This is a genomic window from Nesterenkonia sp. AY15, assembly GCF_022565855.1.
GTDB lineage: Bacteria > Actinomycetota > Actinomycetes > Actinomycetales > Micrococcaceae > Nesterenkonia.
On sequence record NZ_JAJOYV010000001.1, the window covers coordinates 711,593 to 735,390 of the forward strand.

The 23,798-nt window shown below is 69.2% G+C and carries 19 protein-coding genes; 17 read left to right on the forward strand and 2 right to left on the reverse strand.

Features of this window, described 5'->3' with window-relative positions; all coding sequences use genetic code 11:
- Positions 1–58 precede the first annotated feature (58 nt).
- Entirely contained in the window at positions 59–1,429 is a 1,371-nt protein-coding gene (locus LSI54_RS03225; RefSeq protein ID WP_241470357.1) for a class II 3-deoxy-7-phosphoheptulonate synthase, read from the forward strand.
- A gap of 76 nt (positions 1,430–1,505) precedes the next feature.
- Here LSI54_RS03225 and LSI54_RS03230 read toward each other — a convergent pair whose 3' ends face one another.
- Complete coding sequence (locus LSI54_RS03230) at positions 1,506–2,963, reverse strand: protein kinase domain-containing protein (protein ID WP_241469969.1); 1,458 nt, start codon at positions 2,961–2,963, stop codon at positions 1,506–1,508.
- A gap of 78 nt (positions 2,964–3,041) precedes the next feature.
- Positions 3,042–4,130 (reverse strand): polyprenyl synthetase family protein, encoded by a 1,089-nt coding sequence (locus tag LSI54_RS03235; protein WP_241475235.1) that lies wholly within the window; start codon positions 4,128–4,130, stop codon positions 3,042–3,044.
- Between the two features lie 18 nt (positions 4,131–4,148).
- On the opposite strand from LSI54_RS03235, the gene dinB reads away from it, so the two are divergent.
- The 16 genes from dinB (at position 4,149) to LSI54_RS03315 (ending at position 23,798) form a co-directional block, all read left to right on the forward strand.
- Entirely contained in the window at positions 4,149–5,342 is a 1,194-nt protein-coding gene (gene dinB, locus LSI54_RS03240; RefSeq protein WP_241464317.1) for a DNA polymerase IV, read from the forward strand.
- Between the two features lie 143 nt (positions 5,343–5,485).
- Positions 5,486–5,893 carry a DUF3040 domain-containing protein gene (locus LSI54_RS03245; RefSeq protein ID WP_241464318.1) on the forward strand — a complete coding sequence of 136 codons (408 nt, stop codon included), beginning with the start codon at positions 5,486–5,488 and terminating at the stop codon, positions 5,891–5,893.
- A gap of 509 nt (positions 5,894–6,402) precedes the next feature.
- Positions 6,403–6,834 (forward strand): division/cell wall cluster transcriptional repressor MraZ, encoded by a 432-nt coding sequence (mraZ, locus tag LSI54_RS03250; RefSeq protein ID WP_241464319.1) that lies wholly within the window; start codon positions 6,403–6,405, stop codon positions 6,832–6,834.
- Positions 6,835–7,031: 197 nt separating this feature from the next.
- Positions 7,032–8,039 (forward strand): 16S rRNA (cytosine(1402)-N(4))-methyltransferase RsmH, encoded by a 1,008-nt coding sequence (gene rsmH, locus LSI54_RS03255; RefSeq protein ID WP_241477744.1) that lies wholly within the window; start codon positions 7,032–7,034, stop codon positions 8,037–8,039.
- Entirely contained in the window at positions 8,036–8,713 is a 678-nt protein-coding gene (locus LSI54_RS03260) for a hypothetical protein (RefSeq protein ID WP_241464321.1), read from the forward strand. Before rsmH ends, LSI54_RS03260 begins: the two co-directional genes overlap by 4 nt.
- A 27-nt stretch (positions 8,714–8,740) precedes the next feature.
- Positions 8,741–10,531 carry a peptidoglycan D,D-transpeptidase FtsI family protein gene (locus LSI54_RS03265; RefSeq protein WP_241464322.1) on the forward strand — a complete coding sequence of 597 codons (1,791 nt, stop codon included), beginning with the start codon at positions 8,741–8,743 and terminating at the stop codon, positions 10,529–10,531.
- Positions 10,528–12,264 (forward strand): Mur ligase family protein, encoded by a 1,737-nt coding sequence (locus LSI54_RS03270; protein WP_241477745.1) that lies wholly within the window; start codon positions 10,528–10,530, stop codon positions 12,262–12,264. Before LSI54_RS03265 ends, LSI54_RS03270 begins: the two co-directional genes overlap by 4 nt.
- Positions 12,261–13,763: a UDP-N-acetylmuramoyl-tripeptide--D-alanyl-D-alanine ligase gene (locus LSI54_RS03275; protein ID WP_241477746.1), complete on the forward strand. Its 1,503-nt coding sequence runs from the start codon at positions 12,261–12,263 to the stop codon at positions 13,761–13,763. Before LSI54_RS03270 ends, LSI54_RS03275 begins: the two co-directional genes overlap by 4 nt.
- Complete coding sequence (gene mraY, locus LSI54_RS03280; protein ID WP_241464325.1) at positions 13,760–14,863, forward strand: phospho-N-acetylmuramoyl-pentapeptide-transferase; 1,104 nt, start codon at positions 13,760–13,762, stop codon at positions 14,861–14,863. Before LSI54_RS03275 ends, mraY begins: the two co-directional genes overlap by 4 nt.
- Complete coding sequence (gene murD, locus LSI54_RS03285; RefSeq protein ID WP_370644367.1) at positions 14,845–16,434, forward strand: UDP-N-acetylmuramoyl-L-alanine--D-glutamate ligase; 1,590 nt, start codon at positions 14,845–14,847, stop codon at positions 16,432–16,434. Before mraY ends, murD begins: the two co-directional genes overlap by 19 nt.
- A gap of 47 nt (positions 16,435–16,481) precedes the next feature.
- Positions 16,482–17,963 (forward strand): putative lipid II flippase FtsW, encoded by a 1,482-nt coding sequence (ftsW, locus tag LSI54_RS03290; RefSeq protein ID WP_241477747.1) that lies wholly within the window; start codon positions 16,482–16,484, stop codon positions 17,961–17,963.
- A 20-nt stretch (positions 17,964–17,983) separates the two neighbouring features.
- The gene (gene murG, locus LSI54_RS03295) at positions 17,984–19,105 is read left to right on the forward strand and encodes an undecaprenyldiphospho-muramoylpentapeptide beta-N-acetylglucosaminyltransferase (protein WP_241477748.1); all 1,122 of its coding nucleotides are present in this window, start codon (positions 17,984–17,986) and stop codon (positions 19,103–19,105) included.
- A gap of 11 nt (positions 19,106–19,116) precedes the next feature.
- Positions 19,117–20,553 carry a UDP-N-acetylmuramate--L-alanine ligase gene (gene murC / locus LSI54_RS03300; RefSeq protein ID WP_241477749.1) on the forward strand — a complete coding sequence of 479 codons (1,437 nt, stop codon included), beginning with the start codon at positions 19,117–19,119 and terminating at the stop codon, positions 20,551–20,553.
- Positions 20,550–21,395, forward strand: a complete 846-nt coding sequence (locus tag LSI54_RS03305) for a cell division protein FtsQ/DivIB (RefSeq protein ID WP_241469960.1) — start codon at positions 20,550–20,552, stop codon at positions 21,393–21,395. The genes murC and LSI54_RS03305 overlap by 4 nt, the downstream gene beginning before the upstream one ends.
- A 328-nt stretch (positions 21,396–21,723) precedes the next feature.
- The gene (gene ftsZ, locus LSI54_RS03310) at positions 21,724–22,971 is read left to right on the forward strand and encodes a cell division protein FtsZ (protein WP_241464330.1); all 1,248 of its coding nucleotides are present in this window, start codon (positions 21,724–21,726) and stop codon (positions 22,969–22,971) included.
- On the forward strand, positions 22,968–23,798 hold the full coding sequence (locus LSI54_RS03315; protein WP_241477750.1) for a polyphenol oxidase family protein: 831 nt from the start codon (positions 22,968–22,970) through the stop codon (positions 23,796–23,798). Before ftsZ ends, LSI54_RS03315 begins: the two co-directional genes overlap by 4 nt.

Sequence of the window (23,798 nt, forward strand, 5' to 3'; positions counted from 1 at the left end):
CGCGGCGGACTACCCTGAACAGGTGACTACCACGCCAGAGCCCCGAACCGACGCCCCGCTGACCGCCCCCGGAGAGATCCTCCACGTCGGGGCAGCAGACTATCCGGGCCTGGACGAGTGGCGTTCATTGCCGCTGAGCCAGCAGCCGGACTGGCGCAGCCACGAAGACTTCGACTCCGCCTATGCGGAGCTCTCCGCGCACCCTCCGCTGGTCTTCGCCGGGGAGGTCGACAAGCTCAAGCGACGCCTGGCCAAGGTTGCCAACGGTGAGGCGTTCCTGCTCCAGGGCGGCGACTGCGCCGAGACCTTCGACGGCGTCACCGCCGACCGGATCAGTGCCAAGATCAAGACCATCCTGCAGATGGCCGTCGTGCTCACCTACGGCGCCTCGCTGCCGGTGGTGAAGATGGGGCGCATGGCCGGGCAGTACGCCAAGCCGCGCTCCTCCGATGTGGAGACCCGCGACGGCGTGACGCTGCCGACCTTCCGCGGCGAGATCGTCAACGGCTTCGAGTTCACCGAGGAATCCCGCGTGCCCGACCCCAAGCGGATGGTCGCGGCCTACCACAAGTCCGCCGCCACGCTGAACCTGGTCCGGGCCTTCACCGAGGGCGGCTTCGCCGACCTTCGCGCGGTGCAGCAGTGGAACAAGGGATTCATGGAGAACCCCGCCCACGCCCGCTATGAGCAGCTCGCCGGGGAGATCGACCGCGCGGTGCGCTTCATGGAGGCCTGCGGTGCTGACTTCGAAGGACTCAAGCGCACCGAGTTCTACGCCGCCCACGAGGCGCTGCTGCTGGACTACGAGCGCGCACTGACCCGGATCGACTCCCGCACCGGAAAGCCCTACGTGACTTCCGGCCACTTCGTCTGGATCGGCGAGCGGACCCGCGAGCTCGACGGCGCACACATGGACTACCTCTCCCGGGTGCAGAACCCGGTCGGGGTCAAGCTGGGCCCCAGCACCACCCCGGAGACCGTCCTGGCGATCATCGACAAGCTTGATCCCGAGCGGGAGCCCGGACGGCTGACCTTCATCGTGCGGATGGGCGCCTCCAACGTCCGGGAGAAGCTCCCGCCGCTGGTGACCGCGGTGCGCGACTCCGGCGCCAAGGTGGTCTGGGTGACGGACCCGATGCACGGCAACACCATCACGGCCGACAACGGCTACAAGACCCGCCGCTTCGACGACATCCTCGACGAGGTGCGCGGCTTCTTCGAGGTCCACCGCTCGCTGGGCACCTACCCGGGTGGGCTGCACGTGGAGATGACCGGCGACGACGTCGCCGAGTGCCTCGGCGGCTCCGATGTGGTCGACGAATCAGCCTTCGATCAGCGCTATGAGTCCCTGGTGGACCCGCGGCTGAACCACAAGCAGTCCCTGGAGCTGGCGTTCCTGGTGGCGGAGTCCCTCACCCAGGTGAGATAGGCCCCAGCGGCAGGTTCTCGGGACGGGTCGCTGACGCGGGCCACAGGCGAACCGGTCCCAGGCCGCGCGCAGGTCCTCAGCCCCCGAGGCTGGGGATCAGCGCGCTGCTCACGCCGATCCAGCCGGCCAGCAGCACCAGCAGGGCGCTGCCGATCATGATCGCGGCGATCATCAGCCAGACCCGGGTGGCATCGGGGCCGGCAAGCTCGACCGTGGGGCGCTGACGCTCGCGCTTCTCCGTGCGGACCCGTTCCACCGGCCGTCGGGCGCCGACGGAGGGTTGCATGCCGGTCGCCGGCTCTGCGACGCTGAGCCGGGGCGGGCGCAGCTGCAGCCCGCTGGTGGGCACCTCGGTGACCAGCTGGCGATCCTCCTCGGCCAGGCTCGAGGGGCGCCCGTGGGCGGCGTCGCGATGCTCGGCCTCCAGGTGGGTGGTCCGCGCGTTGCCCAGGGCCGCGTCGATGTCCTCGTCCCAGGGCTGCGGGTCGTCGGGCTGCGGCTCGGCCCCGGGAGTCTCGAACTGGGAAGCCGATGCCTGCTGCGCGCCGGTCTCCAGGAAGGCCTCGTCGGAGTCCCCGGGCAGCATCGTGGTGGGCCGCTGGCCGGTGCGCTCGGACGCTCGTGCGGAGACGCCCATGGCGGGGATCGGTCGCGTCGCGGGGCTGCTGAGCGCGCCGTCGAAGTCGAGCTCGGCGTCGCTGAGCAGGCCGCGGGTCTCACGCAGCATCTTCAGCAGCTCATCGGCGTTCTTCGGCCGCAGCGCCACCTCGGGCCGGGTGGCGATGCTGACCAGGTCATCGAGCTCGCCGGCGAGTCCCTGGACCTGAGCCGAGGGGACCGGCACGGTGGAGTTCACGTGCTGGTAGGCGACCCGCACGGGGGAGTCTCCGGTGAAGGGCTGCACGCCGGTGAGCATCTCGTAGAGCAGGATGCCGATGGCGTAGATGTCGGAGCGCTCATCGGCTCCCTCTCCGGAGAGCAGCTCCGGAGAGATATAGGCCACGGTGCCCATCAGCGTCGAGGTCCCGGAGTGGTGGGTCGCGGCGCGGGCCAGCCCCAGATCGGCAAGCTTGATCCGCCCGTCATGGGAGACCAGCACGTTCTCCGGCTTGATGTCTCGGTGGACCAGGCCGGCGCGGTGTGCCGCAGCCAGGCCCTGCAGGATCGAGTCCATGTAGGTCAGCGCGAGCCGAGGCGTCATCGCCCCGTGCTTGAGCAGCGTGCGCAGGGTGGCGCCGGGGACGTACTCCATCACCAGGTAGGCGGTCTCCTGGGCCTGTCCCTGATCGAGCACCTGGACCACATTGGGGTGGGCGATCAGCGCGGAGTTCCGGGCCTCCTGCTCGAATCGCTCCACGACCTTGCGATCCTCCGCCATGTGCGGGAACAGCACCTTCAGGGCGACCTCTCGGCCGAGCCGCTGGTCCTGGGCGCGGTAGACCGTGGACATGCCGCCACGTGCGATGCGCTCATCGATCACATAGCGGTCATCGATCCTGGAACCTATCCACGGGTCAATCTGTTCAGAGCTCACAGCCCCAGGGTATCGAACCTGCCCAACTCCGAGTTGCCGCGGCGCGAGTCGATCCCGGGCCCCGCGCGGGTCTCGACGCTAGACCGTGCGCAGCACCAGGTGTCCGCGCAGCTGGTCGAACTCCTCGAGCACCTCCGCGGAGACGCCGAGATCCACGAGGTGCTGCGTCCGGGCGACGCTCTCGCCGGTGAGCTTCTCGATGCTGCGCTCGACCTCGTCGACGGCTCCAGACTCGGTGAGGATGGCGCGGGCCCGCTCCACCTGTTCCTCGCTCAGCGCCGGGTCTCCCAGCATCTGGCTGAGCTCCTGGGCTCCCGCCGCGGAGGAGCGGAACAGCCCGTAGGCGATGAGCTCGGTGCGCTTGCCCTCACGCAGATCATCACCGACCGGCTTGCCGGTGGTCTCCGGGTCTCCGAAGACCCCGAGCAGATCGTCGCGCAGCTGAAACGCCTCTCCTACCGGCAGCGCCGCCGCGGCGAAGGCGCGGCACAGCTGGTCCGAGCCGCCGGCCAGGGCCGCGCCGAGGACCACCGGGTACTCGGTGGAGTACTTGGCAGCCTTGTAGCGCAGCACCCCGCGGGCCCGACTGACCGCCTCGGTCTCGGTGTCGGCCGGGGTGCGCACCTCCTCCAGCACGTCGAGGTACTGCCCGGTGATGACCTCGGTGTGCATCTGATGGAAGGTCCGCGCGGCGAGCGGACTGCTCGCCAGCCCGTCCTGGGCGGCGGTGGACTGGGCATGGAAGAAGGCCTCCGAGGCCCAGGCGAGGGCGAGGTCGCCGGAGAGGATCGCACCGGTGGTCCCGAAATGACCGCGGTCTCCGCTGAAGCCGGATTCGCGGTGGAGCTGCTCGAAGCGGATGTGCGCGCTGGGCAGACCCCGGCGGGTCGCGGAGCGGTCGATCACGTCGTCGTGGACCAGCGCAGCCGCCTGGAACAGCTCCAGCGCCACCCCCAGCTCGACGACGCCCGCGCCGCGCCCGGAGGCCGCCTGCCAGCCCAGTCGTGCCAGGGCGGGACGCATCTTCTTCCCACCCCGGGTCAGTGACATCAGCGCCGTGACCAAGGGGACCGCGTGTTGGGAGACTGCATGGACCTCTGCGTGCCGCGCCTCGAGAAAGCCGGCGCACCTCGCGTTGACCTCGCTGATGAATTCTTCGCGCTTCATGGCGGATAGCCTATCGGTATGGCACCGTCCCCACCGGCTGATTCACGCGTCCTCGCGCATGTGGATATGGATGCCTACTACGTGGAGGTCGAGCTGCTCACCCGCCCCGAGCTGCGCGGGCGCAAGATCATCGTCGCGCAGGACTCGGGTCGCTCCGTGGTGCTCTCGGCCTCCTATGAGGCCCGCGCGGACGGGGTGCGCTCGGCGATGCCGCTGGCCCGGGCGCGCCGGGCCAGTCCCGACGCCGTCGTGATCTCGCCCCACATGGACGTCTACCGAGAGCTCTCGCGGCGGATCATGAGCTATTTCGACACCGTCACCGACGCCGTGGAGCAGCTCAGCGTGGACGAGGCCTTCCTCGATCTCACCGGGGCTCGACGGCGGTTGGGCGGACCCGAGCAGATCGGGCAGAAGATCCGCCGTGAGATCCGTGAGGAGTTCAACCTCCCCGCCACCGTGGGGATCGCCGACCGCAAGTTCATCGCCAAGATCGCCTCCACCCGGGCAAAGCCGGACGGGCTGATGCTGGTCCCGCCGCACCGCCGCCTGGAGTTCCTGCATTCCCTGCCGGTGACCGCGATGTGGGGCGTCGGGGGAAAGACCGCAGAGTCCCTGAAGGCCTTCGGGATCACCACGGTGCTCCAGCTCGCAGAGACCCCGGAACCGGCGCTGCGCCGCCGCTTCGGGGTCACCGGCACGGCATTGCACCGGCTGGCCTGGGGAGAGGACGCCCGCGAGGTCCAGCCGCACCGGATCGAGAAGTCCATCGGGGCCGAAGAGACCTTTGCGGTCGATGTCGAGGATGAAGCGGCGCTGCGCGCAGAGCTGCTGCGACTCAGTCACCGGGTCGCCGCGCGGCTGCGCGAGTCGGGGGTCTCCGCCGAGGGGATCAGCCTGAAGCTGCGCTACAGCGACTTCGAGACGCTGACCCGTTCGTCCACCCTCTCCCATCCCACCCATTCCGCACTGGCCATCTACGCCCGCGTGCTGGGGATGCTGGAACGGCTGGGGGAGCGGCCGCAGCCGGTGCGCCTGGTCGGAGTCCGGGCGGAACGGCTGGTGGATGAGGGAGGCTCGCTGCAGCTGAGCTTCGATCGCACGGAGACGAACTGGCTCGACGCCGAGAGTGCGCTCGACGCGATCGCGAAGAAATTCCCACAGGTCCAGACTGCTCCTGCCTCGCTGCTGCGCGCTCGCCGCGAGGATCCATGACTGGAGGGTTCCTGGGCACCAGCCCAGAGATCGCCGCAGGGCGGACTGCGGGCTAGGTCTGCGGTGACGAAACCGCTAGACTATACACCTAGGCGTATCCAGATCGTCCACCACGCCATACGACGACCGCGAGGAGCTTCACGATGCCACTGTCGGAGCGTGAACAGCGCATGCTCAAGCAGCTCGAAGAACAGCTGCAGTCGGAGGATCCGAGCTTCGCAAGCTCCATGCAGGACTCCCCGACGGGAAAGCTCAACGTGCGCAACATTGTGCTCGGCGCTCTGGTCGCAGTCCTCGGCATCGTCGTCCTGCTGGTCAGCATCTACAACCAGTGGATCCCTGTCGGTGTGATCGGCTTCCTGATCATGGGTGCAGGCGTCTACTACGCCACCACCGGAGGAACCTCCGGAAACTCCCGCGGCAACGGCGGCGGCAACGGCAACGGCGGTGGAGGCGGCGGCGGCGGACCCCGCAGCTCGGCCCCGAGTCCGTCCGGAAACTTCATGACCGGACTCGAACAGCGCTGGGAAGAACGACGCCGGCAGGACTGACTCCTCCAGGCATCACCTGACTTCGAAAGGCCCCTCTCCGGAGGGGCCTTTTTCGTGCCTGATCGCAGCGCCTCCACTTCCCACCATCGGGTACCTCCACTTCCCACCATCGGGTACCTCCACTTCCCACCCCACAGCACCCCCACTTCCCACCCCACAGCACCCCACATCCCGCCACAACGGTCCTCAGTTCACGCCGCTGCGCCCGTCTCGCCTGGTCAGAGGCGGATCATCCAGGCTCTCGCGACGCTGCTCCGGGTCGCTCCGCACGGCGCGACACCTCACCCGGCGCACCCGGAGCGGGCCTGTCCGGGAGAAGCCCTCCACCGCCCTCCACCTGCACCGGAGTGGTATCACTCCAGGTCAGAGGCTTGAAATCGCCGACGTGGGGGAAGTGTCGGCCGTGCGGCGGCAGATTTTGGTTGCAAGTGGGGGGAAGTGGGGTAAAGTGGAGCTCGGTAGAGGGAGAAGGAATGATTCTCCTCAACAAGTGAGGTGGTGAGTGTCCTTTGTTCCTGGGCACATACACGCCTCGCATGGATGAGAAGGCTCGCCTGATCCTTCCCGCGAAGTATCGCGAAGAACTGGCCAACGGCCTGGTCCTCACCCGCGGGCAGGAACGCTGCATCTATGTGTTCAGCACGGAAGAGTTCAAGAACGTCCATCAGCAGATGCGGCAGGCTCCTCTGACCTCACGCCAAGCACGCGACTACATCCGCGTATTCCTCTCCGGAGCCTCTGACGAGATTCCGGACAAGCAGGGCAGGATCACGGTTCCCGCCGCGCTGAGGGAGTACGCCGGACTGGACCGCGATGTCACGGTCATCGGAGCGGGAGACCGCGCCGAGATCTGGGACACCGCAGCCTGGAACGAGTATCTGGAGGCGAAGGAGTCGGAGTTCTCATCCACCGATGGGGACGCCATTCCCGGTCTCTTCTGAGCACCGAAGGCGCTCGACGCGACACGCCGACCGAACAAAGTACGACAAGTGAAGACGGTTCGAACACTTCAAGGGGATCCTTGGGTGAGTTCTTCCGCCGCCCGGCCGCATTCCTGACTTATCTTCCCCGATGTCAGGCAGCAGGCCGGAGCGGAGGAGGAGCTGGTCCAAGGATCCTTTCCCATGACGGAGGCAGTATGGCGCAACGAGAGACAGCAGACCGGCACGTGCCGGTGATGCGAGATCGCTGCATCAGACTGTTGGCCCTCGGAGTGGAGAACATCCGGGCCGCCGGCCACCGTCCCGTGGTCATCGACGCCACCCTGGGCATGGGCGGCCACGCCGAAGCCATGCTTGCGGCCGACTCCGAGGTGCTCGTGCTCGGCCTGGACCGGGATCCCCAGGCGCATGCCCTCGCGGCGCAGCGCCTCTCCGCCTACGGCGACCGCTTTCGCGGCATCCACACGGTCTACGACCGCGTGGACGAGGTCGCCGCAGAGGAGCTGGACTCCGATCAGCGAGTCGCCGGGGTGCTTCTCGACCTCGGGGTCTCCTCGCTGCAGCTGGACGAGGCCTCCCGCGGCTTCGCCTACTCCTACGATGCCCCGCTGGACATGCGCATGGATGCCTCGGAGGATTCCCCCGACGAGTCGGTCGCCGAGCTGCTGGCGCGGATCGAGGTGCCCGAGCTGAGGCGGATCCTGCGCGAATACGGCGAGGAGCGCTTCGCCGGACGCATCGCCTCGGCCATCGTCTCCCGGCGAGAGGGTCGCCCCTTCACCACGACCGCGGACCTCGCCGCCGTGGTGGACCGCGCGGTCCCCGCGGCTTCCAAGCGCACCGGGGGACACCCCGCCAAACGCACCTTCCAGGCCCTGCGCATCGCGGTCAACGAGGAGCTCGAGGTCCTGCAGCGCACCATCCCGAACGCCCTGGACGCCGTGGCGCCGGGCGGTCGGATCGTGGCGATGAGCTATCACTCGTTGGAGGACCGCATCGTGAAGCAGGCCTTCGCTCGACGCACCAAGTCCTCGGCGCCGACGGGGCTGCCCGTGGAGCTCGAAGAGCACAAGCCGACATTCAGATCCCTCACCCGCGGGGCAGAGCTGCCCGACGAGGCCGAGATCGCCGAGAACCCCCGCGCAGCGTCAGCGAAGCTGCGTGCAGTGGAGAAGCTGACCGACTCCAGGAGAACCGCCGCATGAGCGCAGAAGCACATTCCCTCGCCCCGGCCAGCCGCGGGTCACTGGCGCGCAGCCTCTCCTTCCCCGGACGCACCGACGACGCAGGCTCCCCAGCACGCCCCAGTCCGATGCTCCGCGCCCTGCCCAAGCTCCGGGGGCGGCAGAAGGGACTCATCGGCGGGATCATCGCACTGCTCGGGCTCGCGCTGACGATCGTGCTCGCGGTGAACATCCACGTGGCCAACGCGCAGTACACCGTCGTGGACCTGCAGAACCAGCACCTCTCGCTGGTCCAGGCGAACCAGGCGCTGACCGAAGAGGTCCAGCACCTGGAATCGCCGCAGGCGCTCTCCAGCGCCGCCGTCGGACTGGGCATGGTCATGCCTGCCGAGGCCGCGGCCCTGGACCTCGGCAACGGTGAGGTCACCGGCACCGCGGCGCCCGCGGACAGCGGCGACCGTCCCTCCAGCTTCGTGGCCTCGCCCGCAGTTCCCGGAGGCGACTCCGCCGCTGCGCTGAACGTCTCGGATGCCGTGACCGGCGCGCCGTCAGGGATTCTCGGCGGGGGCGCGTTGAACACGCTCATCGAGGCTCCCAGCGGGCAGAATGGCCAGGAGGCATCTGCGGGGACGCAAGACCAGTTCAGCCCTGCTGAACTCAACGGCGGGACCATACCGGCGCCCTCATTCGACTGATCGACTTGTTGGGAGAACGCTGACGCCATGGCAGCCGCTCAGAAGAAACGCGCAGAACGGGTCCTTTCGTTCCGGATGCGCATCGGACTCACCCTGATCCTGGTGATGCTGCTCCTGCTCGGAGGACGCCTCTTCCACGTGCAGGGCCTGGACCCTGCAGGAAACGCCCAGGCGGCGGTCTCCGAACGACTGCGCAGCGTCCCGCTGCCCGCACACCGCGGGGACATCCTCGACACCGAAGGTCGAGTGCTCGCCGCCTCGGTGAACCGCTATGACCTGGTCGTCGACCAGGCGGTGGTGGAAGACTTCGAGCGCAGCGACGAGGCCACCGGGCTGCGCGAGGAGATCTCGGTGCAGGCCGGGATCGCCGAGCTCGGCGAGGTGCTGGATCGCAGCACCGAGGAGCTCACAGACCTCATCGTGGGCGAGAGTCGCTATTCGGTGGTGGCTCGATCACTGACGCCTGAGCAGAGCGAGCAGGCCGTGGACATCGGGCTCCCCGGCCTCTACGCCGAGCCGGTGTCCCAGCGCAGCTACCCGTCCGGCGCCGTGGCGGGTTCGATCATCGGATTCATGGGCGCTGACGGCCCCCTCGAAGGAATCGAAGCCGCCCAGGACGAGGCGCTCAGCGGCGTCGACGGGGAACGGATCTATGAGGTCGGCGGCGACGGCGTGCGGATTCCGGTGGCCACCTATGAGGAGCTCCCGGCCGAGGACGGCCAGGACGTCCGCCTGACCATCGATCAGGACCTGCAGTGGTTCGCCCAGGAGGCGATCGCGAAGAAGTCGAACCAGTACAACGCAGCCTGGGGCAATGCCACCGTCGTGGACCTCACCACTGGAGAGATCCTGGCCATGGCCGACTCCGAGACGGTCGATCCGGCCGAACCGGGAGAGACCGACGAGCTCTTCCGCCGACCGCTCGCGCTGACCCAGGACTTCGAACCAGGCTCCACCGGCAAGGCCATCACCTTCGCCATGGCGCTCGAGGAGGGGACGCTGAACCCCACCGACGGCTTCACCGTGGACAACCGCTACGAGGTGGACGGCCAGACCATCAGCGACGCCACCCGCCACCCGACCCTGGACATGACGGCCGCAGGCATCTTCGCCCGCTCCTACAACACCGGCACCGTGATGATCGGCGGAGAGATCCCCGAAGAGACCCGGTACGACTACATGCGCCGGGTCGGCCTCGGTGAACCGCTCGACATCGGGCTCGGGACCGAAGCGAACTCGGTGCTGCGGCCCCCCGAGGAATGGGACGCCCGCCAGCACCTGACCACCCAGTTCGGGCAGGGCTACACGACCTCGGTGCTGCACAATGTGCAGGCCTTCCAGACCATGACCAACGGCGGAGTCGACGTCCCGCTGCGCCTGATCGACGCCTACGTCGACGCCGACGGCACCGAGCACCCGGTTCAGACCCAGCCGGGTGAGCGGATCTTCTCCGAGGAGACCTCCGCGGAGATGCTCCGGATGTTCGAAGGCGTGGTGGACTACGGAACCGGCGGCCAGGCCGCCGTCTCCGGATACCGCGTGGGCGGCAAGTCCGGGATCGCGGAGGCAGCCGGTGCTGGCGGAGGGTTCGACGGCCACACCCAGTCCTTCATCGGAATGGCGCCGCTGGATGACCCGCAGTATCTGGTCTCCGTCACCGTGCACCGCCCGCAGGGCTACTGGCGTGACTGGGAGGTCACCGACACGTTCCGTGAGATCATGGCCTACGTGCTTAGCAGTTATGACGAGGCGCCCAGCGGGGCGGAGAGCGAGGCCTACGACGGCTTCGAAGGCGAGAATCAGGATCAGCCCTGGTGAGCGCGGTAGAGGCAGGGCTGAGCGTCGCGCAGCAGGACCGAGTCTTCCGTCCAGACGGCGTGCTCGGCACCAGTGTGGAAGAGCTCGTCGCCGAGCTCGCCAGCACCGGCTATGACCCGCTGGTCACCCCCGTGGGTCGTGCCGCAGGCGAGATCCGGCTCACCGGTGCCGCCATGGACCCCAAGGCCGTAGGCCCCGGGGACCTCTTCGTCGCGGTCTCCGGCTCCCGCGCTCATGGTGCTGACTTCGTGATGACCGCTCTGGACGGCGGGGCGGCAGCGATCCTCACCGACGTCGCCGGCGCCGAGAAGGTCCGCGAACGCGTGGGCTACCGCATCCCGGTCATCGAGGTGCGCCGCGTGCGCGAGGCGGCGGGCCCGTCGGCCGCGCTGATCTACGGCAACACCGCAACCTCCGGGCCGGCGCTCTTCGGGGTCACCGGCACCAATGGCAAGACCACCACGACCTACTTCCTGCGCTCCCTGCTGGACACGCTGCTGCGCCCGCACCAGCGCGCCACCGGCCTGATCGGCACCATCGAGATCGCCTCCGGTGCGGCGACCATCCCCTCGAAGATGACGACGCCGGAGGCCGTGCAGCTGCACAGCCTGATGGCGCTCTTCCGCGAGGCCGACGTCGCCGCCGCCGCGATGGAGGTCTCCTCCCACGCCATCTCCTATCAGCGCACCTCCGGGCTCTTCTACGCCGTGGCGGGCTTCACCAACCTCACCCAGGACCACCTGGACCTGCACGGGTCGATGGAGGAGTACTTCGCGGCCAAGGCGGCCCTGTTCGCCCGTCGCCGGACCCGCAGCAGCGTGGTCATCGTGGATGATCCCTGGGGCTGGCGGATGGCTGAGACCGCAACCGGCCACGTCGTGACGCTTGCCACCGCAGAGGTGCCGGACCCGGCCGCGGACTGGAGCGTCACCGAGGTGACCCCGCATCTGCTCGGCAGCGCCTTCACGCTGCGCAACCGCCACACCGGGGAGAGCATCCGCTCCCGCACCGGGCTGCCCGGCCGGTTCAACGTCGCCAATGCGGCGCTGGCCGCCGTGATGGTGCTCACCGCCGATGAGTCCACCGCGCTCGGAGTCAGTCGCGACGAGATCGTCACCGCGCTCGAGCAGGCCGACCCCTTCACGATCAGCGTCCCAGGCAGGATGCAGGTGATCGGAACCGAGCCCGCCGCGATCGTCGACTTCGCGCACAACCCCGATGCCATGATCCGTACCCTCGAGGCCGCCGCGAGCACCTCGCGCGGGAAGACCATCCTGGTCGTCGGCGCCGCGGGGGAGCGTGACAGCGCCAAGCGCCCGCTGATGGGCGCCATCGCGGTGCGCATGGCCGATCACGTGATCATCAGCGACGACGATCCGCACGGCGAGGACCCCGCGCAGATCCGCGCCGGGCTCCTGGAGGGCGCCCGTGAGGCCCTGGCCGAAGAGGATCTGGACACCACGTTGGAGGAGATCTCGCCGCGACTCGACGCGATCACCCGCGCCGTGGCGGTGGCCGAGCCCGAGGACACCATCATCCTCGCGGGACGCGGACATGAGGTCCACCAGGACTTCGCCGGGACGAAGCACCCGATCGACGACCGGGTGGAGCTGGCCCGGGCGCTGCGCCTGCGCGGATTCCCCACCGCCGACGATGCTCCGCAGACCGAGTCCGCTCCGAACACCGACAAGACCCACAGCCTTTCCACAGCAGAAGGAGGCGACAAGGCATGATCGAACTCTCAGCCGAAGAGATCGCCGAGATCACCGCAGGGACCCTGCGCGGCGTCCCTGACCCCGCCGCGGTCCGCGTGCGCCACGCGGACACCGACTCGCGCAGCATGGTCGCGGACTCGCTGTTCATCGCCAAGCCCGGGGAGACCACCGACGGTCACCGCTTCATCGACGTCGCCCTCGCCGCCGGCGCCACCCTCGTGCTGGCCGAGCGCGAGACCCAGACCCCACACGGAGCCCCGCATCCCAGCGTGATCGTGACCGACGTGGTCACCGCCATGGGACAGATCGCCGCGGCGATCCTCGACCGGGTGCGCGCCCATTCGGCCACCACCGTCATCGGCATCACCGGGTCCGCCGGCAAGACCACCACCAAGGACCTGCTGAAGTCGATCCTCGAGCCCGAGGGCCCCACCGTGGCGCCCCAGGGCTCCTACAACGGCGAGGTCGGAGTCCCGCTGACCATCTTCACCGCTGAGCTGGACACCCGGTACGTGGTCGTGGAGATGGGCGCAGACGCCCCCGGCAACATCCGCGAGCTTGCGGAGATGGTCCGCCCCGACATCGGGGCGGTGCTCATGGTCGGGTCCGCCCATGCCGGCAAGTTCGGCGGCGCGGACAAGATCGCCGCCGTCAAGGCGGAGCTCGTCGAGGAGATCAGCGCCACCGGCGCCGTCGTGCTCAACCGCGACGACGCCCAGGTCGCCCCCATGGCGAAGGCCGCGAAGGCTCCGATCACCTGGTTCAGCGAAGACACCGGCCAGGAGACGGGTCCGGACGGCGGTCAGGCCGCCGGCGGGGACCACGCCGCCGCGACCCCGGACCAGGTGCGCGCTGTGGACCTCAGCCTCGACGAGGCCGGGCACCCGAGGTTCCAGCTGCGCTTCACCGAGTCCGGCGAAGAGTTCCCGCTGGTCTCCGGCCTCACCGGCGCCCACCACGTCTCCAACCTCCTTGCCGCGGCGGCCTGCGCGCTGCGCGCAGGCGTCGCCCCTCACGCCATCGCCGAGCGGCTGAACGGGCTCGGCCCGGCGAGCCGCTGGCGGATGGAACGCACCGAGCGCGCCGACGGGGTCACCCTGATCAACGACGCCTACAACGCCAACCCCGAATCCATGCGGGAGGCGCTGCGCACCCTGGCGATGCTCACCAGACCCGGTCAGGGCCGCCCGGCGCGCCGCTCGGTGGCCGTGCTCGGCGCGATGCTCGAGCTCGGCGACGTCTCCATCCCCAAGCACACCCAGCTGGGGGAGACCGTGGTGCGGCTGAACATCGACAAGACCCTGGTGGTGGGCGATCTGGCCTACCCGCTCTACCGCGGCGCCATCGCGGAGGGAAGCTGGGGCTCTGAGGTGCACTGGGTCGCCACGGTCGAGGAGGCCGAGGCCTACCTGGACCAGGAGCTCGCTCCCGGTGACATCGTGCTGTTCAAATCCTCCAACAGCGCAGGGCTTAGACTCCTGGGTGACAAGATCGCCGCAAAGGAAGGGGCCCTGTGATCGCTGTAGTCATCGGTGCCGTCTTCGGCCTGGGACTCACCCTCGTCGGGACGCCGTTGTTCATCCGCTTCCTGGTGAAGCGAGGATACGGCCAGTTCATCCGTGACGACGGCCCCACCACCCACCATGTGAAGCGCGGCACGCCCACGATGGGCGGAGCGGTCATCATGATGGCCGTGGTCGCCGCGTACCTGCTGACCCACCTGCTGCTGAGCATCACCGGCGACACCGCCGGACCGACAGCCTCCGGGCTGCTGCTGCTGATGCTGATGGTCGGCATGGGCCTCGTCGGCTTCGCCGATGACTTCGCGAAGATCAGCAGGAAGCAGTCGCTGGGACTGACGCCCTGGCGCAAGATCGCCGGGCTGGTCGCCGTCGGTGTGCTCTTCGCCGTGCTGGCGCTGAACTTCCCCGACGCCGACGGGCTGACCCCTGCCTCGACGAACATCTCCTTCGTCCGCGAGACGGTGCTCGACCTGGCCTTCGCCGGCCCGATCATCGGCATGATCCTCTTCGTGATCTGGGCGAACCTGATCGTCACCGCGACCACCAACGGCGTGAACCTCACCGACGGCCTCGACGGGCTCGCCACGGCGGCCACGGCAATGGTGACGGCCGCCTACACGATCATCTCGATCTGGCAGTTCAACCAGGCCTGCGGCAGCCGCAGCGCCGTGGAGAGCGTCTGCTACGAGGTGCGCGACCCGATGGACATGGCCATGATCGCCGCGATCATCACCGGCGCGCTGATCGGCTTCCTCTGGTGGAACACCTCACCGGCGAAGATCTTCATGGGCGACACCGGCTCCCTCGCCCTCGGCGGCGCTCTGGCCGGCTTCGCGATCCTGACCCATACCCAGCTGCTCTTCGTGATCCTGGGCGGGCTCTTCGTGCTGATCACCCTCTCGGTGATCATCCAGGTCGGCTACTTCAAGTTCTCCGGCGGCAAGCGGGTGTTCCTGATGGCCCCGCTGCAGCACCATTTCGAGCTCAAAGGCTGGGCAGAGGTCACCGTGGTGGTCAGGTTCTGGATCATCGGCGCCCTCGCCGTGGGCATCGGTCTGGCCGTCTTCTACGGCGAATGGGTGATCCGTCAGTGAGCGTGTCCGACTCTCAGGACCCACAGCACGCGCAGCACCAGAATTCCCGGCAGCCGCAGATCCGCCCCGAGCTTCGCGGCTGGGACGGCCCCTGGAAGGGACTGCGCGCGATGGTCACCGGGCTCGGCGTCTCGGGATTCGCCGCCGCCGACACCTTGGCCGAGCTGGGCGCGCGCGTCGTCGTCGTCGATGGAACCGATGCACCCAAGACGCGCCGCGACGCCGAGACGCTGCGGCTGGTCGGGGTGAGTCAGATCCTGCTCGGGGAGGAACACCTCTCCGAGCTGCCGCTGCTCGACGGTGAGCCCGTCGAGCTCGTGGTCACCTCTCCGGGCTGGCGGCCCGACTCCGCGCTGATCAGTGCGGCGCGCACCGCCGGGATCCCGGTCCTCTCCGAGGTGGAGCTGGCCTGGCGGCTCGGACCCCGCCCGGGCGCCACGAAGCCCAGCTGGCTCGTGGTCACCGGCACCAACGGCAAGACCACCACCGTCACGCTGCTGGAGTCGATGCTGATCCACGACGGTCAGCGCGCCATCGCCTGCGGCAACATCGGTGTGCCGGTGCTCGACGCGATCCGCGATCCGGAAGGCTATGACGCCCTGGCCGTGGAGCTCTCCAGCTTCCAGCTCGAATACACCGAGCTGCTCTCCCCGCTGGCCTCAGCGGTGCTCAACATCGCCGAGGACCATGTCGACTGGCACGGCAGCTTCGAGGACTACCGCGCGGCGAAGGCCAAGATCTACGAGAACACCGAGCTGGCCTGCGTCTACAACGCCGACCAGCGGGTCACCGAGGACATGGTCGCCGAGGCCGACGTCCAGGAGGGATGCCGAGCCATCGGCTTCACCACCGGAGCCCCCGGACCCTCGATGCTCGGCGTGGTCGATGACCTGCTGGTGGACCGAGCGTTCCTGGCCGATCGCGCGCACCAGGCGCTGGAACTGGCGGAACTTGCCGACTTCGGCCCGCTCGCCCCGCAGCACCTCATCGCCAATGCCCTTGCCGCCGCCGCCCTGGCGCGCGCCGCCGGTGCCGCACCGGACGCGATCCGAGCGGCCGTGCAGGCCTACGAGGCCGGTGATCACCGCATCCAGCCGGTGGCGAAGGCCGACGACGTGCTCTGGATCAACGACTCCAAGGCCACCAACCCACATGCCGCCGCGGCCTCGCTGCGCAGCTTCACCGATGTCATCTGGATCGCTGGGGGACTGCCCAAAGGGGTGGTCTACGACGAACTCGTCCGGGAGATCGCCCCACGGCTGCGGCAGGTGATCCTGATCGGCACCGACTCCTCCCAGCTGAGGTCCAGCCTCGAGCGACACGCGCCGGGAGTCCCGGTGATCGGTGGACGCCTGCGGGAGGATGAGAGGCGCAGCGAGTTGGACGCGTCGCTGGCGGGTGAGGACGGGGTGCGCGCGATGCGGACCGCCGTCGCCGAAGCCGCCAAGGCGCTTGCGCCGCACCACACGGTGCTGATGGCCCCGGCCGCCGCCTCGATGGACCAGTTCGCCTCCTACGCAGCCCGCGGGGAAGCATTCATCGAAGCAGTGGCAGAGCTCATGACCGATTGATCGCAGACGTGGAGCCCCGCAGGGGACTTCACCAGGAGGAGGACTGGATGGACAAGCGGAGACCTCGAGTCCCAGCCTCCCCCGAACAGCGCAGGTCCCAGCTTCGCGCCGTGGACGACCAGACCGACCCGGGCGACGAGCCTGTCGAACCGGCGGCTGAGCGGCGCGTGCATCGATCGACTGCGGCCAAGACCTCCACTGCCAAGGGCCCCGCCGCCAAGACCTCCACCGCCAAGGGCCCCGCCGCGGACACCCGGGACGCCGACACCTCCGACGGCGCCGCAGGTCGGCGCTGGAAGGCGGAGCGGGCGGACTCCCGGCAGAACCGGGTCCAGCGCTTCTGGAGCTTCCTGGAGATCGGGAACCCCTACACCACGTTCTGGCTGATCCTCGGCTCCACCCTCGCCCTCTCGATCATCGGGCTGACCTTCGTGCTGTCCTCGACCTCGGTGGATCCGACCGGGGGAGCCTTCACCACAGCGACCCGCCAGGCCACCTGGGCGGCCATCGGGCTCGTCGGCATGCTGGTCATGATGGTCCTGCCCACCCGCTGGCTGCGCGCCATCGGCTGGTTCCTGATGCTGCTCTCCGCCGTCCTGCTCGCCCTGGTCGCGTTCACCCCGCTGGGCCATACCGGCGGCGGCTCGACGAACTGGCTCCGGATCGGACCGGTCCAGGGACAGCCCTCCGAGGTCGCCAAGCTGGGCCTGGTGATGTGGGGCGCCGCGGTGCTGGCCAAGAAGGGCCGGCTGCTCTCCCAGTTCGCGCACTGGGTCACTCCCTTCGTGGCTCCCGGCGCCCTCTCGGTGCTGGTCCTGGTGCTCGCCGGCGGCGACCTGGGCACCAGCCTGATCATCATCCTGATCGTCGGGACGCTGCTCTTCGCCGCCGGGGTCGCCATGCGGTACTTCGTGATCGCGGCCAGCCTCGCCGCGGTGATGGTGGCGCTGCTGATGCTGGTGACGCCCTACCGCATGATGCGGGTCTGGGCGTGGCTCGGGGTCAACTGCGACCACCCCACCGATCCCTGTCACCAGATGCAGCAGGGCTACTACGCGCTGGCCTCGGGCGGCTTCTGGGGCGTCGGCCTGGGCCAGTCGCGGCAGAAATGGGACTACATCCCCGAGGTCCACAACGACTTCATCTTCACCATCATCGGAGAGGAGCTGGGACTGCTCGGCACCCTCACGGTGCTGGGCCTCTTCGCGGTGCTCGCCGTGGGGATGTTCCGCGTGGCCTACAACACGAACGACCAGTTCACCCGACTGGTCTGCCTCGGGGTCATCGCCTGGATCAACGGTCAGGCCTTCATCAACATCGGCATGGTCACCGGGCTGCTCCCGGTGGTGGGCGTGCCGCTGCCGTTCATCTCCTACGGCGGCTCGGCGCTGACCGTGACCCTGATCGCCGTCGGGGTGGTGCTGAACTTCGCCCGCAGGCAGCGCCTGGACGGCCGACCCCGGCCTCGCCGGAGCAGCTCCCCGTCGAAGGCCACCAAAACCTCCCACCGAAACCCCATGTCCGTCTGATGGCTGCCGAAGGAAAACCCATGAATGAGCTCTCCATAGTTCTCGCAGGCGGGGGAACCGCCGGGCACGTCAGCCCGATGCTGGCAGTCGCCCGGGCCCTCGATCGCCTCGCCCCCGAGGTCCGCCAGACCGTCATCGGCACCGCCGCCGGACTCGAGACCCGGCTGGTCCCCGAGGCCGGCTACCGACTGGAGACCATCGACAAGGTCGCCATGCCCCGGCGGCCCTCCCGTGACATGCTGCGCTTCCCCTCCCGCTTCGGGCAGGCCGTGCGCGACGCCGCCGGGATCCTCCGCGCCGAGCAGGCCGACGTGGTCATGGGCGTCGGCGGGTACGTGTGCACCCCGGTGTTCGTAGCGGCCCGCCGGCTGGGCATCCCCGTGGTCATCCACGAGGCCAACGCTCGCCCCGGTCTGGCGAACAAGCTGGGCCACCGGTTCGCCGCCTTCACCGGCGTCGCCTTCGAAGGCACCCCGCTGAAGGGCTCCGAATGGGTGGGCATGCCGATGGCCCGAGAGATCTCCCAGCTCGACCGCGCCCAGCAGCGGGAACAGGCCCGCAAGGCCCTGGGCCTGGACCCGGAGAAGGTCACCCTGGTGATCACCGGCGGCTCCTCCGGGGCGCTGTCGCTGAACAACTCGATCAAGGCGGCGCTGACCGATCTGCTCGGCACCGGGGCCCAGGTGCTGCACCTGACCGGCCGGGACAAGGCGCTCACCGGTGAGCACGGTGCGCTGATCCAAGCCCCCGGCTACCACCAGCGGGAATACCTCGACGGCATGGAGCTCGCCTACGCCGCCGCGGACCTCATCATCGCCCGCGCCGGCGCCGCCACGGTGAGCGAGGTCGCCGCCGTGGGGCTTCCCGCGATCTTCGTGCCGCTGCCGGTGGGCAACGGCGAGCAGGAGCTCAACGCCCGCGAACTTGTCGCCGCAGGCGGCGCCCTGCTGGTCAAGGACGAACATTTCAACAAGTCCTGGATCCGGCGCAACATCGTTCCGCTGCTCGAGGACCCGCAGCTGCTGGCCACCATGGAGCAGCAGTCGGCCTCGCGCGGGATCACCGATGCCGACGACCGGATGGCCCGCGCCACCCTCGCCGCCGCCGGCCACCCGATGAGCAAGTCCGAGACCGCGAAGTGAACCTGCCTCCCATGAATCCTGCTCACGCCGCGGATCCCACCGCCCGGCCCAGCTCCGCTGAACCTCCCGCCGCCGGACTCGGGCACGTCCACTTCCTGGGGCTCGGCGGAGTGGGCGTCTCCGCCGTCGCACGCCTGATGGCCGCCGACGGCGTGCCGATCTCCGGCACCGACGCCAAGGAGCTCCCCGTGCTCGAGGAGTTCCGTCGCGGCGGCGCCGCCGTGCAGGTGGGCTACCGCGCCGAGAACCTGGCCGCCGCCGAGGAACAGCTGGGCCACCCCATCACCGCGGTGATCGCCTCCTCGATCGCCGCTGCCGGCAATCCCGAATACGACGAGGCCGTGCGCCGCGGCCTGCCGGTGCTGCACCGCTCGCAGGGTCTGGCGGCGCTGATGCGGACCCGCCGCGCCGTCGCCGTCGCGGGCACCCACGGCAAGACCACCACCTCCTCGATGGCCACCGTGCTGCTGGAGCAGGCCGGACTCTCCCCGACCTTCGCCGTCGGCGCCAACGTCGCCGGACTCGGCGTCAACGCCGCGGCGGGCACCGGGGAGTGGTTCATCGCCGAAGCCGACGAGTCCGACGGCTCGCTGCTGAACTACGCCCCAGAGGTCGGTGTGGTCACCAATGTCGAAGCCGACCACCTCGATCACTACGGCACCGCGGAGGCGGTGGAGCAGGTCTTCGTGGACTTCACCGAGCGGATCACCGACGGCGGGGCGCTGATCATCTGCGCCGACGACTCCGGTGCCCGCGAACTGCTGGCGAAGGTGGAGCAGCCGCTGGCCGCCCGCGGCGTGAGCATCACCAGCTACGGCACCCGCGAGGACGCCGACCTTCGGCTGAGCAGCGTCACCCGCGACGGCGGGGTGGTGCGTGAGGGCGCCGAGGAGGCGCTGCTGCGCCTGGCGGTGCCCGGAGTGCACAATCAGCTCAACGCCCTGGCCGCCATCGCGGTGGGGCGCCGAGCCGGACTCTCGCTGGGAACCAGCGTCGCGGCCGTCTCGCACTTCCAAGGCACCTCGCGCCGCTTCGAGCTGCGCGGAGAGGTCTCCGGGGTGCGCGTCTACGACGACTACGCCCATCACCCCACCGAGGTCGCCGCCGTGCTCCAGGCCGCGCGCGCCTCGCTGACCGCTGCTGACGGGCAGGTCCATGTGATCTTCCAGCCGCACCTGTTCAGCCGCACCGCCGCCTTCGCCGCTGACTTCGGGACTGCGCTGACCGCGGCGGACACCGTGGCGGTGCTGGAGATCTACCCGGCCCGGGAGGAGCCCATCGAGGGCGTCACCGCCGCCCTGCTGGGGCACCCGGTGCGCAGCGTCGCCGAAGCCGTCGACGCCGTGGCCTCGGCCGCCCGTCCAGGAGACCTGATCATGACCCTCGGCGCCGGTGACGTCACCGCATTGGGCGCAGACGTCCTCCGCGCGCTCACGGAGCGCCGATGAGGCTGCGGTTCCCCCGCCGCGCCCCGGACCACGACAAGCCCTCCGACGCGGACCACGATGAGTTCTCCGACACGGACGACGATGAGTTCGGTGACGCGTCCCCGCTGGACTTCCCCGAGCCTGCCGCCGTCATCGGCAGGCGGCGCCGCCGCCGACGGATCCTCGCCCTGCTGATCAGCCTCGCGGTGCTGCTCGGCGTGGTGGCCACCCTCTACTTCTCCCCGCTGCTGGTGGTGCGCGCGATCGCGGTTCAGGACAACGACCTGCTCACCGATCAGCGCGCCCAGGAGCTGCTGGCGCCGCTGCACGGCACGCCGCTGGCTCAGGTCAGTCAGCGCGACGTCGAGCGGCTGCTGCAGGACGAGCGCGCGGTCGACGAGGTGATCGTCGCCGCCCGGCTCCCCGAGGGCCTGGACATCGTGGTGATCGAACATCCCCCGGTGGCAGAGGTCCACGTGGGGGAGGAGATCCTCTTCTACAGCCAGGAGGGAGAGCTGATCAGGACCTTCGACGAGTCCCAGGCCGAGGATGCGCAGGGCTACGCCACCCCGGTGATCTCCGCGGAGGCCGCCCTGGAGAACGAAGCGGTCTTCCAGACCATCGTCTCGGTGCTGGGCCAGCTGCCCGAGGGCGCCCGCGAGTCGCTGGAGTCCGCCACCGCGGAGTCTCGGGATTCGGTGCAGCTTGAGCTGCAGGACGGGCGGACCGTCGTCTGGGGCGACGACCAGCGCGGGGACGAGAAGGCCACGGTGCTTGAAGCGATCCTGGGCTCCTCGGCGGGCGAGTTCGAGGGCGTCGAGGTGCTCGACATCTCAACTCCGAGCGCGCCGGTGACGCGCTAGGCGCGTGTGGCGCGTAGGCTTATGACCGAAAAGGACATCAGACAGGGACTGCCTACCTGGGATCCCCTAAGGTTCAAGTAAAGCTTGAACCTTGCTGTTGGTTCGCAGGCAACAGAACAATGTCTCAGGTACGGAGGCTCCCGTCCGCTGAAGAGCCGCTGCGACGTCACGGGCTGCCGCCCATGATTGAACCGATGTACCCGCGAATGACATCGGCACGATCAGGTGGCCCGAGACGGGTGAAGACAGTGAGGAGTCGCGCTGCGGCTCACTCAGCGACGGGGGTCTCCGTACATTTGAGACCAGAGACGAGCAAGGGACACACAACGTGGCATCACCGAACAACTACCTGGCCGTGATCAAGGTCGTCGGCATCGGTGGCGGCGGCGTCAACGCCGTCAACCGCATGATCGACGTCGGTCTCCGTGGCGTGGAATTCATCGCCATCAACACTGACGCGCAGGCGCTGCTGATGAGCGACGCCGACGTGAAGCTCGACGTCGGCCGAGAGCTGACCCGTGGACTGGGAGCCGGTGCCAACCCTGAGGTCGGCCGCCAGGCCGCCGAGGACCACTCCGAGGAGATCGAAGAGGTCATCCGCGGCGCCGACATGGTGTTCGTCACCGCAGGCGAAGGCGGCGGCACCGGAACCGGCGGCGCCCCCGTGGTCGCCCGGATCGCCCGCTCGCTCGGCGCGCTGACCATCGGCGTGGTCACCCGCCCGTTCACCTTTGAGGGCCGCCGGCGCGCCGGCTCGGCCGAAGAGGGCATCGAACAGCTCCGCGACGAGGTCGACACGCTCATCGTGATCCCCAACGACCGGCTGCTCTCGATCTCGGACAAGAACGTCTCGGTCCTGGACGCCTTCCGCTCCGCGGACCAGGTGCTGCTCTCCGGCGTGCAGGGCATCACCGACCTGATCACCACACCGGGTCTGATCAACCTCGACTTCGCCGACGTGAAGTCGGTCATGCAGGGTGCCGGCTCCGCCCTGATGGGCATCGGCTCGGCCAACGGTGAGGACCGTGCGGTGAAGGCCGCGGAGCTCGCCATCGCCTCGCCGCTTCTGGAAGCCTCCATCGACGGCGCACACGGTGTCCTGCTCTCCATCCAGGGCGGCTCGGATCTCGGACTCTTCGAGATCAACGAGGCCGCCAGGCTGGTCCAGGAGGTCGCCCACCCGGAGGCCAACATCATCTTCGGCGCCGTCATCGACGACGCCCTCGGTGACGAGGCTAGGGTGACGGTCATCGCCGCCGGCTTCGACCAGGTCGACGCCACCTCCCGTCCCGCGCAGCCGCTGCAGAACCAGGCGCCTGCTCGCAGCGTCGGCTCCGCAGCCCCGCCCGCGCGCACCGCCCCGCCCGTCCCCGGAACCGTGCCCGGCACGATCCCGATGGGCGGCTCAGGTGCTGCACGCTACGCCGGCTCCCAGGACACCGCACCTCAGCAGCGGTTCGACCCCTCGCGTCGTCGTCATGAGAACGAGGAGCAGCAGGACATCCCGGACATCGTCGAGTCGGACTACACCGGAGGTCGCAACGACGACCTCGATGTGCCTGACTTCCTGAAGTGACCTCGGCCCCCACGAACAAGGGGGCCAGGTCCGCTGTGTCCCCGTCGCCGTTCTGGTGGCGGGGCCACGCCGGTGACTCCGTGCAGCTGGGCTTCACCTCGGTGGATGCCGGGAATCTGGCGCGTCACGCAGGTTCCCAGCAGCGGGTCTCCGAGGATCGCCGCCGTCTCGAGGCGGCGATGGGCGTGCCAGCGGGGTCCCTGCGCTTCCTGAACCAGGTCCACTCCGCAGACGTGCTCGACGCCGAGGCCGCGGCCTCCGCCCAGGACGGCGTCAGCTCCGCCCCGGTGCCCACCGGGGATGCCTGGGTCTGCGCCGACGGCTCGGTGCCGCTGGCGATCATGGTCGCCGACTGCCTGCCGGTGCTGCTCTACGGGCAGCGCGCCGGCAGCGATCCCGAGCATCAGGTTCCGGTGACAGCTGCGGCCCACGCCGGGCGTCCAGGCCTGCTGGCCGGGGTCCTGGAGAACACCGTGGCCGCCATGCGGGAGCGCGGCGCCGTCGCGATCACCGCGTGGATCGGCCCGGGAGCCTGCGGCGCCTGCTACGAGATTCCAGAACCGATGGTCGCCGAGGTCTCCCGTGACCGTCCCGCCATCGCCTCCACCACCAGCTGGGGCACCAGTGCGCTGAACCTGCGCGCCGAGGCCCAGGCCGTCCTCGCCCAGCAGGGAGTCACCGTCGAGGACCTCGCCGGCTGCACCCTCGAGGACGACTCGCTCTTCTCCCATCGCCGAGAGCCTGACCGCGGACGGTTCGCCGGTGTGATCTGGATGCCAGCATCCTCATCCCGGTCAGGATCCCCGGCAGAGCTCCCGGCTCGATAG

What these genes read in the sequence shown, in the direction of transcription:
- LSI54_RS03235 (WP_241475235.1), bottom strand. Translation starts at nt 4,130, where the DNA reads ATGAAGCGCGAAGAATTCATCAGCGAGGTCAACGCGAGGTGCGCCGGC.
- dinB (WP_241464317.1), top strand. Translation starts at nt 4,149, where the DNA reads ATGGCACCGTCCCCACCGGCTGATTCACGCGTCCTCGCGCATGTGGAT.
- LSI54_RS03245 (WP_241464318.1), top strand. Translation starts at nt 5,486, where the DNA reads ATGCCACTGTCGGAGCGTGAACAGCGCATGCTCAAGCAGCTCGAAGAA.
- rsmH (WP_241477744.1), top strand. Translation starts at nt 7,032, where the DNA reads ATGGCGCAACGAGAGACAGCAGACCGGCACGTGCCGGTGATGCGAGAT.
- LSI54_RS03260 (WP_241464321.1), top strand. Translation starts at nt 8,036, where the DNA reads ATGAGCGCAGAAGCACATTCCCTCGCCCCGGCCAGCCGCGGGTCACTG.
- LSI54_RS03265 (WP_241464322.1), top strand. Translation starts at nt 8,741, where the DNA reads ATGGCAGCCGCTCAGAAGAAACGCGCAGAACGGGTCCTTTCGTTCCGG.
- LSI54_RS03275 (WP_241477746.1), top strand. Translation starts at nt 12,261, where the DNA reads ATGATCGAACTCTCAGCCGAAGAGATCGCCGAGATCACCGCAGGGACC.
- murD (WP_370644367.1), top strand. Translation starts at nt 14,845, where the DNA reads ATGGGTGATCCGTCAGTGAGCGTGTCCGACTCTCAGGACCCACAGCAC.
- ftsW (WP_241477747.1), top strand. Translation starts at nt 16,482, where the DNA reads ATGGACAAGCGGAGACCTCGAGTCCCAGCCTCCCCCGAACAGCGCAGG.
- murG (WP_241477748.1), top strand. Translation starts at nt 17,984, where the DNA reads ATGAATGAGCTCTCCATAGTTCTCGCAGGCGGGGGAACCGCCGGGCAC.
- murC (WP_241477749.1), top strand. Translation starts at nt 19,117, where the DNA reads ATGAATCCTGCTCACGCCGCGGATCCCACCGCCCGGCCCAGCTCCGCT.
- LSI54_RS03305 (WP_241469960.1), top strand. Translation starts at nt 20,550, where the DNA reads ATGAGGCTGCGGTTCCCCCGCCGCGCCCCGGACCACGACAAGCCCTCC.